This is a genomic window from uncultured Cetobacterium sp. (genome assembly GCF_947038635.1).
Lineage (GTDB): Bacteria > Fusobacteriota > Fusobacteriia > Fusobacteriales > Fusobacteriaceae > Cetobacterium_A.
Genome location: NZ_CAMQXC010000078.1, coordinates 1 through 10504 on the forward strand (window position 1 = coordinate 1; position 10504 = coordinate 10504).

Here is a 10504-nt window from a genome sequence, read left to right on the forward strand (position 1 = left end):
CTCATAGCTGTTCCTATAGCTATTAATAATAATATCAAAGTTACAAAAGATAAAACATTTATAAGGATTTGAGTATATAAATGAAGATCTTGCTCTTTTCCTAATCCAGTTTGTAAAACAATCTTTCTTATTGCTACTGTTAAAACAGAATCTTGCAATAAGTTTAAGAAAATTTGAAATATCCAGTTAAAAATATATACTGTAATAACTATAGGTAATATAGCAATTAATCCACTATAAAAACTGGCTTTTACTCTTTTCATCTTTTATTCTCCTCTTTGTATCTCTACCTTAGACACTCTCATCTTCTCAACTTCAACTACTACTAATTTAACATCTTGAAAGTCTACAATATCTCCTATTGCAGGAATTTTTCCAAGTTCTGACATTATTAATCCACCTAAACTCTCATAATCCTCTGATATTGGCAAATCAATATTTAAACTTTTATTTATTGTTTCTATATCAAGCATTGCATCAACTTCGTATCTATTATCGTCAATTTCTTTAATGCTTTCTTCCTCTTCATTGTCAAACTCATCACGAATTTCTCCAACAATCTCTTCTAATAAATCTTCTATTGTTAAAACTCCACCAATACCACCATACTCATCTAATACAAGCGCAATGTGCACTTTTTTACTTTTAAATTCTTGTAAAATTTCTATAATTGACTTTGTCTCAGGAACATAATAAGCCTCTCTTACTAACTCTTTAACTTGAGTATCTGTACTATGTGCTTTTAAGTAATTTAAAACATCTTTAGTATATAAAACACCTATAATATTATCAATAGTTTCTTCATATACAGGTATTCTTGAGAATCCAGCTTCTATCATCTCTTCCCAAATATCGTCTAAAGTTTTATTTCCTTCAACTGCAAACATCGATGTTCTCGGTGTCATAATCTCTTTTGCATTAGTTTCACCTAAGCCTACAATTGAGTGAATCATTTCTTTTTCCTCTTCTTCTATAATACCCTCAGCTTCACCCACATTTACAAAAGATATTAAATCCTCTTCTGTAAACATTATATTTTCAGTTTTTACTTCAACTCCTAAAATTCTACCAATTAATATAGATGTCCACATTAATATTTTTACAATTGGTTTCATTAATAATCCAAAATAATACATAGGACCAATTACTAATTTTGAGAATCCTTTAGAATTATTTTTGGCCATTATTTTCGGTGTTATTTCTCCAAATATAAGAATTAAAACTGTCATAATCCCTGTTACGATAGCCAAACTTCTAGGAGAATTTCCCATTATATTAATTGCTAAAGCAGTTGCAATAGATGATCCCAAAATATTTACTATATTATTTCCTAAAAGCATACCTGTTAAAATCTCATTTGGACTTTTTAACCACTTTTTCAATAAATGTGCTGTTTTCTTATTCGACTTCTCAATATCTTCTAAATCTGTTGTTTTAAAAGATGTTAATGCTGTTTCTGAGGCTGAAAAAAAACCAGATAGTAAAATTAATACAACTAATATAATAATATCACGATACGTGTCCAACTTTATAATACACCTTCCTTATTTTTTAAATTGAATGCTTATATATTCTACCATAATTCTCCATAAAAAACAATATACTGTACTTTTTAAACCAGTACTTTGATAAAGAATAAAAAGGAAAGCTGTTAGCTTTCCTTATTTTACTAAAAATAATATGTCACCTTTTTTTACTACTTTTCCATTCTCAGCTCTTAAAGCTACTATAGTTCCTGCTACTGATGATTTAACTTCGTTCATCATCTTCATAGCCTCAACTATACATACTGTATCTCCTACCTCTACTTTATCTCCAATTTTAACAAAGTCTTCTGAGTCAGGTGAAGGTGCTGAATAATATGTTCCAACCATTGGAGAAACAATCTCTTTTCCTTCTACAACTACTTCTTCTGAAGATTCTATCTCTTCAATCTCTATCTCTTTATTAGTTAAAGTTGGTTGTTCTACATACTTAATATTTGAAGTTACTACCTCTTGTCTTAGTTCTTCTTTTTTCATAGTAAGCTTTGTTCCATTAACTTCTACACTAATTTCAGAAAGATTATGCTCCTCTATACTTTTAGCTAATTTTTTTACGCTTTCTAAATCTAACTTCATTGTTCCTCCTTAATTACTTCCTATTACTCTTAATTCCTTTACAGAATCTAAAGAACTGATTTTTTCTAACATCTCTTCAATTTTTCTAAGTAAATTTTCTGTTGTTTGGATAGAGATTGTTACTCTACTCACACCATCTATTGCTATATTTTGAACAATTGTTAAGATGTTCATTTGCTCTCCTGCAATAATATCTAAAACTCTTGCTAAAATTCCAGGTCTATCCATTAAAGATAAATGTATACTAAATACTTTTTCTTTTCCACCTTCGAAAAATGGTTTTATATAGTCTTTATATTTATAATACGTACTTCTACTTATTCCAACTCTCTTTATAGCCTCATATTTTGAAATTCTTTCAGCTTGAACAATCTCATTTACCTTTATAACACTTTGAATCGAATTTGGTAGTATTCTCTTATCTACAATATAAAATTCTTTTTTATCCATTCTAAACTCTCCCCTATATTTTTTTTCCAATTTTAAATGCCTTTAACGTATTATTAAGTAACATTGCTATAGTCATGGGTCCTACTCCCCCTGGAACAGGTGTTATATATGATACTTTTTCTTTTACAGATTCAAAGTCCACATCTCCACAAATCTTGTTATTTTCATCTCTGTTTATTCCAACATCTATTATAATAGCACCTGTCTTAATCATATCACCTTTTAAGAAATTAGCTTTTCCTATAGCTACTATTACAACATCTGCATTTTTTGTTTTTTCTGCAAGATTTTTTGTTTTACTATTACAAACTGTTACTGTTGCTCCTTCATTTATTAAAAGTGCCGTCATAGGTTTTCCAACAATATTACTTCTACCTATAACAACGATATCTTTTCCCTCTAAAGCTATCTTATACTCTTCAAATAATCGTAGTATACCTGCAGGAGTACATGAGATTAACGCTGTTTCATCTCCTAAAACCACTTTCCCTAAATTTTCTGGTTTAAACCCATCTACATCTTTATTTATATCTATTGCTTCTATTACCTTTGGTGTATCTATATGATCAGGTAATGGTAATTGAACTAATATTCCATCAACTGTTTCATCGCTATTTAATTCTTCTATCTTTCTTAAAAGCTCTTCTTCAGTTACATCTGCTGGCATAATAAAGTTTTTTGATTCTATTCCAACTTCTGCACATTGTTTTATCTTAGAATTAACATAAATTTTAGATGCTAAGTTATCTCCCGCCTGTATTACTGCCAATCCTGGAACTGTTCCTTTAACTTCTTTTATCTCAATTATCTCTTTTTTTATTAAATCTCTAACCTTTTGAGATACATATTTACCATCTAAAATTTTCATTACTATTCCGCCTTTTCCTTCCAGTAATTTAATTCTTGAAGCTTTCTATTTAAATCTATGTGTTCTATCACAACATCTTTTGGTACTTTTATTTCTAAGGAAGTCATGTTCAATATAGCTTTTATTCCTGATTGAGTTACTATATCTGTTACTTGTTGAGCTATAGATTTATTCTCTGTTATAATTGCCATATCTATTTTTTTCTCAGATGCAATTTTTGGTATATCACTTACACTACTTATCTTTATTCCCTTATACTCTTTACCAATTCTACTTTTTGTAATATCAAAAATTCCCACAATATTAAATCTTGGTTTTTCTATGTCACCTTCTAGTAAAATAGCATTCCCTAACTTTCCAGCTCCAACAATAATTACATTGTTTTGTTTATTTATTCCCAATATATCTTCAATCATTTCGTAAAGACACTTTACGTTATACCCTTTACCCCTTATTCCTATACAAGAATCTAAATCCATTATAAAGTTTGAAAAATCTTTTCTAATTTGAGCAGCCGTTACTCCAAGCAAAACACCCATTTCTTCTGATGATATATAGTCATCTGGCGAAAATTTCTCCAAACATTTTAAATACATTGTTAACCTCTGTATAGTTTTTTTTGAAATTTTTTCTCTCTTTTCTGAAGTTTTCATTATTTAACCTCTCCCCCCATTATTTTTATTTTAAAATCTCACCTATTTTAAATAAGTTTCCATTTATACTATCTTTTCCTGATATATTTTTTTTATTTTCAGGTTTAATCTCAGTTAAAATTATGCTTCCTTCACTCACTTTTACAACAAATCCTTTTCCTTTAATCGAATCTACTATCTCACCATTTTCCCCTTCTTCATAAATTTTATCAAGTTTCTCAACTGCGTAAACCTTTAAAATTTTATCATTGTGGTGTGTATAAGCTGTTGGAAATGGATTCATTCCTCTTACAAAATTAAAAATTTCCTCTTTATTTTTATTCCAATTAATTAAACAATCAGTTTTTTTATATGGTTTTACAAATGTTGCTAACTCGTGATTTTGCTTCTCTCTTTTTGCTGTACCATTTTCTATTTGGTCTACAGCTTCATTTAATTTTTCTGCTCCAATATCTTTTAATCTATCATGAAGCGTTAAAAAAGTATCCTCTTCATAAATTGGAGTGGTTCCTTTTAAAATAATATCCCCTGCATCTAATTCTTCAGCAATATCCATAATAGTAACACCTGTTTCTTTTTCACCTGCTATTATTGCTGCGTTAATTGGCGCTGCTCCTCTAAACTTTGGAAGTAAAGATGAATGTACATTTATTATTCCAAGTTTTGGAAAATCAATAATATTATTTGGTATTATTTTCCCGTATGCTACAACAACAATTAAATCTGGATTTAATTCTTTTACTAACTCAAATGTTTCTTCTGTTCTTAATGAATTAGGTTGATAAACTGGTATATTATTCTCAATTCCATACTCTTTAACTGGTGTATACTTTATTTTTTTACCTCTAGTGTTAGGTTTATCTACCTTTGTAAATATTCCTACTATATCATGCTTTTTTCTTAATATATCTAATGATGGAACTGCAAATTCTGGCGTTCCCATAAATAAAATTCTCATTTTGCCTCCTATTTCTTTAAATTACTTAAGTATTGAAGAGCTATTTTATACCCTTCAGAACCGAATCCAGTAATTTTACCTATGCATATATCCGATATTACAGATTTATGTCTAAACTCCTCTCTAGAGTATACATTTGATAAATGAACCTCTATTGTTTTTAGATTAGTTGACAAAATTGCATCTCTTATTCCTATCCCATAATGTGTTAATGCCCCTGGATTTATTATTAGATAATCAACATTTTCATAACTTTCTTGTATTTTATCAATTATATATCCTTCATGGTTAGATTGAAAAAACTCTATATCCATTCCATGATTCATACCAAATTCTTTAATTTTATTATTTATTAACTCTAAAGTTTCATTTCCATATATTTTAGGTTCTCTCTTTCCTAAAAAATTTAAATTTGGTCCATTTATTATTAAAACTCTCATATCTTTTTATCCTTTTTTATATCTTCTACAACATCTATAAAAGACTTTATATCGTCAAATTCTTTATATACAGATGCAAATCTAACATATGCTACTTCATCTAATACTTTTAATTTCTCTAGTACAAGCTCCCCTAATTCCTGTGTTGTTATCTCATTTTTTAAAGTGTTTTGTATTACTTTTTCCACATCAGCAATAAATTTTTCTAAGTCATCTCTACTTATATTTCTTTTATTAGTTGCCCTTTCTAATCCTCTTAAAAGTTTATCTTTATTAAATTTTTCTCTACTTTTATTTTTCTTTACAACATAGATCGGATTTTCTTCTATTCGTTCATAGGTAGTAAATCTCTTTTCACAACTATTACATACTCTTCTTCTTTTTATAGAATTATTTTCAGAAAATGCTCTACTATCTATTACTTTTGTGTCTTCACTATTACAAAATGGACATCTCATACTCTCTCCCTATAAAGCTTCCTCTTTGTCTATACACTCTAATACTTCTTTTGCATTTTCACAATTTAAAAGCTTTTCTCTAAAATTTTCATCTCTTATTAATCTTGAAATTCTTGCCAGCACTTTTAAATAAATTTGACTATCTTTAAATGGTGATGCAAATACAAAAAATATTTTTACTTTCTCTTGATCTAAAGATTTAAAATCTACTCCTTCTTTACTTATCCCAAAAGCTATTGTTAAACTCTCTGCCGCATCAGTTTTAGCATGTGGTATTGCTACTCCTTTTCCTATCCCTGTACTTCCTAAATTCTCTCTTTCTAAAAGAGCCTTATATATTACATCTTTTTTTTCTATTTTTTCTGATTTTCCTATTAGAGCAGACAGTTCTTTTAAAGCTTCATCTTTATTTTTAGCTTTTAGATTAAGTAATATTAGTTCTTCTGACATATAGTCAGTTATTTTAACTATGTTTAACATGAGTAACCTCCAAATAAATGTTTCTTTAGATTTAATTTTGTATCTAAATGATAATTTATATATTTTTCATAAAGAATAATCGCATCAATTAAAGTGTTTAATTCCACTTTTTTCTCATCTGATACTTTTTTCTCCACATTTGCTAACACTTCAAATAAATCTCTTTTCAAAGGTATAACTTTATCATTTCCAAAATCTGTTATAACTGATTCAGAAATACTAAAATATTTTTCACCTGATATATTTATTCTATAACCTTCATTTTTTATAATCCAATTCATCATTTTTAAAACCATAATAAAATTATTATAGTTATCACTTTTTATAATAAAGTATAAAGCTTTTTCTATTCTTTGAAAAAACTCCTTTTTTCTCTCTCCTGGCAAGACTATTTCATTAATAATAGAGAGAATATAAGATACTATCTCCAATTTTTCTATATCTTTTTTTAAATCATAAAAAAAATCTATCGAATCAATTGTATTTAGTATAAAATTATCACCTTTTTTATAAAATGTAAAATTTGATAGAGTTAATAAATCTACCGAACTTTGGTCTCTTTTTTTACTTTTTCTAATTCCTTTAACTAAAAGATCAATCTTTCCAAAATTTTCAGAAAAAATAGTTATAATTCTATCTCCTTCTCCAAAATCTACTTTTTTTATTATTAATCCTTTAGTTTTTATAAATTTCATTTTTTTAGTTCCTTTCTTTTAAGGTCACTATTTACTTTCGTGTCTTTCAAGTCTAAATCAGCGACTTTACTCTCACTTTCAAATATCTCCATCTTAATTGGCAATAAATACCCATCTACTTTTTTATACTCTTTTATTTTTATTCTGTAAGTATCTTTATATTTTAATTCTTTTACTTTTTGTAAATAATAGTTATCTTTAAAATTTTTATCATTTTGATCTTTATTTTTCAAATCTTTTATAATTGATAAAAAATTACTCACATCTTCACTATTATTTTCAGACACTTCATCAAATAATGGAATATAAACTAATGATTTTTCATTTTCATATTGAAATATCTCTCCCTTATTTACATTGGGTGAGATTACTTCTTTTCTTAGATAATCTGGTGAGATATACTCAATTTTATATTCCTTCACTTTTTTCTCACCATTTAAATATACTGTTTCTTTTACTGTAGAATATATATCTTTTATATCAGAAATTCTATTTGGTGATGCAAAAATCGATGTTCCTATTAATAAAAACATAGCTATTTTTTTTATCATCTATCCACCTCTGTAAGAACTATTATTTCATTCATATCTATTATATTAAATGGTAGTTTTACTAAATATTCTACATTATTCTCGTATTTTTTTCTTATTTCACATACCTCTCCAATATATAAACCTTTCGGGTATATATCACTTATTCCAGAAGTATAAACTTTATCTCCTACAGATAATTGTGCTTCATGAAATGATACAGGTTCAAAAATAAGTTCATCACTTCTATTTCCTTTTATTATACCTACTGTATCTCCTGTTGCTGTTGCACTAACTACAGAATCTTGAAAAGTTATCATTTGGACAATAGAGTAATTTTTAAATACTTTTTCCACTTTTCCAATTAGAGATTCATTATATAAAACTGGCATATTTTTTTCTATTCCATCTATCTCACCAATATTTATAGCAAAACTTTCGTACATCTCTCTAGTTTGTTGAAAACTTATTTTTCCAACTTTAAATTTAAATTTAAAGTGGTCTTTCATATCTAAAAGTTCTCTTAGTCTATCATTCTCCTCTAATAATCTTTGATTTTTTTCTTCGATTAAAGACTTTTCTGCTAGCGTATGTTTTAATTTACTATTTTCATTTAATAACTCTTTATAATTTATAACACTCTCTGTGCTCTCTTTAGCTTTTTTACCTAAAAAATATACACGAGATTGAAGAGGTAAAAAAAGCTCTTCAATCTCTGTCATTGTATACATAAATACGTCTTTAGCAAAGAAAACTACAACCATTAAAATTATAAAAATATATATAATATTTAATACTTTATTTTTTTTCTTTCCTATTTTCATCTCTATCCTTTTATAATTTCAACTAATATTTTTGATAAATCTACTAAATCTTTTATCTCAATATACTCCTCTAAAGTATGAACTTTTGTCATTCCTACAGCTAAGTTTACACTCGGAACACCCTTACTATTATAGATATTTGTATCACTACCTCCACCTGAAGATGCAGTTTCACTTTTTATACCAGCTTTTTCACAAGCCATTTTTACAATCTTTACAACTTCTTCACAATCTTCTAGTGCAAATCCTGGGTATTCAACTTTAACATCATTTTCTAATTTTGCTCCAAAATCATCACAAACTTTTTGGAATATATTAAATGTTTCATCTAATAAAGATTGTAACTTTTCATTTGATAAACTTCTTGCTTCATAATCTAACTCAACTGATGGCATAACAATATTTGTAGCTTGTCCACCATTTACAACTCCTATATTTGAAGTTGTTTCAACATCAACTCTTCCTAACTTTATTTTAGTTATTGCATGTGCTGCAACTGTTAATGCATTTATTCCACTTTCTGGAGAAATACCTGCATGTGCTGGTTTTCCTATAATTGTTATTTTTCCTCTAGCCGCTGACGGAGCTTTTGTAATTATTTTTCCTGGTTTTCCACTTGAATCTAATATAAACCCAAAATCTACACCATAACTATCTATATCAAAAGATTTTGATCCTAATAGTCCAATCTCTTCTCCCATAGAAAAAACTACAATTATTTCTGGATGCTCTAGGTTATTTTCTTTTATTACTCTTAACATCTCTATAATAGCTGCAATTCCACCTTTGTCGTCTCCACCTAATATAGATGTTCCATCTGATTTTATTATTCCGTTTTCTATTACTGGAGTTACTTTTTCACAAGGTACAACTGTATCCATATGAGCACTGAATAAAAACTTTTTCTTTCCAGTAGCTTTTAAAACTCCAATTATATTTCCACAGTTTCCACCATTTAATTCACCTGCATTATCTTCTCTTACTTCTAACCCTAACTCTTTTAAAACTTTTAGTAAGTAATCTCCCATAGCTCTTTCATTTTTTGAAGGAGATGAAATTTTTACCATATCTAAAAAATTTTCTACTAATCTAGCTTCTCTTATCATTTGCCCTCCCACAGGTTATCTGTTTTTTGATATTCTTCCCTAGATTATATTACATTGTCATTCCTTTGTAAAGAGTTAAAGGTAACAAAAAATAACAGTAGTTAGGTACTACTGTTATTTTTTTCTAATATATTTATGTTATTTTAAGTCTTTTTTTGAATAATACTTTGTATGTAATATTCTATGAGCCTCTGAACTCAACGGATGCTCTAAATATTTTTCATATAGTGATTGTATATACGGATTTTCATGTGATTTTCTAAATGTTTTTCCATTGTCTATACTTTGTAATCCCTCTGCTCTTTTTACAATTTTTTCAAAATTTCCATGGTGATAAGGTTGTCCCCCTCCTCCAACACATCCACCTTTACATGCCATTATCTCTATTGCATGGAAAAACTCTTCACCTGTTTTTACTCTATCTAAAATATCTCTCGCTGCAGATAATCCATTTGCTATTCCTATTTTAACAACAGTATCCCCAACTTTAACTTCACTTATTTTTATCCCTTCCATTCCTCTCATAGATTTAAAATCCACATCTTCTAATGTTTCATTTGTTATCCACTCATATAAAGTTCTTGTTGCTGCTTCTATAACTCCACCTGTTCTACCAAAAATAACCGCTGCTCCCGTAGAGTATCCTAATGGATTATCAAATTCTGAATCATCTAGCTTTCTTAAATCTATATTTGATTGTTTTAAAAGATGAGCTAGCTCTCTTGTAGAGATTGAATAGTCTACATCTGGAATTCCATCAGTTGCAAACTCTGGTCTTGACGACTCATATTTTTTTGCTAGGCAAGGCATTATAGAAACGTTTATTATCTCATCTCTTTTAATTCCTCTTGCTGGTCCCCATATATTTTTTAATACTGCTCCAAACATTTGCTGTGGGGATTTTGCTGAAGATGGTATATCT

General features: G+C 28.1%; 14 protein-coding genes and 1 pseudogene. All 15 read right to left on the minus strand.

Annotation, left to right across the window (positions count from 1 at the left end; translation table 11 throughout):
* A pseudogene (locus Q0V08_RS08050) lies at positions 1-263 on the minus strand (hypothetical protein); the annotation flags it as partial.
* A gap of 3 nt (positions 264-266) precedes the next feature.
* The gene (locus tag Q0V08_RS08055; RefSeq protein WP_023051869.1) at positions 267-1526 is read right to left on the minus strand and encodes a hemolysin family protein; all 1260 of its coding nucleotides are present in this window, start codon (positions 1524-1526) and stop codon (positions 267-269) included.
* A 135-nt stretch (positions 1527-1661) separates the two neighbouring features.
* The gene (gene accB / locus Q0V08_RS08060) at positions 1662-2120 is read right to left on the minus strand and encodes an acetyl-CoA carboxylase biotin carboxyl carrier protein (protein ID WP_297433748.1); all 459 of its coding nucleotides are present in this window, start codon (positions 2118-2120) and stop codon (positions 1662-1664) included.
* Positions 2121-2129: 9 nt separating this feature from the next.
* Positions 2130-2570, minus strand: coding sequence for an ACT domain-containing protein (locus Q0V08_RS08065; RefSeq protein ID WP_040406188.1), 441 nt, complete (start codon positions 2568-2570; stop codon positions 2130-2132).
* Between the two features lie 13 nt (positions 2571-2583).
* Positions 2584-3438, minus strand: coding sequence for a bifunctional methylenetetrahydrofolate dehydrogenase/methenyltetrahydrofolate cyclohydrolase FolD (gene folD, locus Q0V08_RS08070; RefSeq protein WP_297433751.1), 855 nt, complete (start codon positions 3436-3438; stop codon positions 2584-2586).
* Between the two features lie 2 nt (positions 3439-3440).
* Positions 3441-4091, minus strand: a complete 651-nt coding sequence (locus tag Q0V08_RS08075; RefSeq protein WP_023051865.1) for a redox-sensing transcriptional repressor Rex — start codon at positions 4089-4091, stop codon at positions 3441-3443.
* A gap of 25 nt (positions 4092-4116) precedes the next feature.
* A complete protein-coding gene (gene fmt / locus Q0V08_RS08080; RefSeq protein WP_297433753.1) occupies positions 4117-5049 on the minus strand; it encodes a methionyl-tRNA formyltransferase in 933 nt (310 codons plus the stop codon).
* 8 nt (positions 5050-5057) lie between these two features.
* A complete protein-coding gene (aroQ, locus tag Q0V08_RS08085) occupies positions 5058-5489 on the minus strand; it encodes a type II 3-dehydroquinate dehydratase (protein WP_297433755.1) in 432 nt (143 codons plus the stop codon).
* Complete coding sequence (nrdR, locus tag Q0V08_RS08090) at positions 5486-5947, minus strand: transcriptional regulator NrdR (RefSeq protein WP_023051862.1); 462 nt, start codon at positions 5945-5947, stop codon at positions 5486-5488. The genes aroQ and nrdR overlap by 4 nt, the downstream gene beginning before the upstream one ends.
* Before the next feature lie 9 nt (positions 5948-5956).
* Positions 5957-6427 (minus strand): PTS sugar transporter subunit IIA, encoded by a 471-nt coding sequence (locus Q0V08_RS08095; RefSeq protein WP_023051861.1) that lies wholly within the window; start codon positions 6425-6427, stop codon positions 5957-5959.
* Complete coding sequence (gene recO, locus Q0V08_RS08100; protein WP_297433757.1) at positions 6421-7122, minus strand: DNA repair protein RecO; 702 nt, start codon at positions 7120-7122, stop codon at positions 6421-6423. Before recO ends, Q0V08_RS08095 begins: the two co-directional genes overlap by 7 nt.
* Positions 7119-7673 (minus strand): hypothetical protein, encoded by a 555-nt coding sequence (locus Q0V08_RS08105; protein WP_297433759.1) that lies wholly within the window; start codon positions 7671-7673, stop codon positions 7119-7121. Before Q0V08_RS08105 ends, recO begins: the two co-directional genes overlap by 4 nt.
* On the minus strand, positions 7670-8476 hold the full coding sequence (gene mreC, locus Q0V08_RS08110) for a rod shape-determining protein MreC (RefSeq protein WP_297433761.1): 807 nt from the start codon (positions 8474-8476) through the stop codon (positions 7670-7672). Before mreC ends, Q0V08_RS08105 begins: the two co-directional genes overlap by 4 nt.
* A 2-nt stretch (positions 8477-8478) precedes the next feature.
* Entirely contained in the window at positions 8479-9582 is a 1104-nt protein-coding gene (locus tag Q0V08_RS08115) for a M20/M25/M40 family metallo-hydrolase (RefSeq protein ID WP_297433763.1), read from the minus strand.
* A 138-nt stretch (positions 9583-9720) separates the two neighbouring features.
* Positions 9721-10504 (minus strand): [Fe-Fe] hydrogenase large subunit C-terminal domain-containing protein (locus tag Q0V08_RS08120; RefSeq protein ID WP_297433765.1); only part of this gene is annotated, 784 nt, incomplete at its 5' end.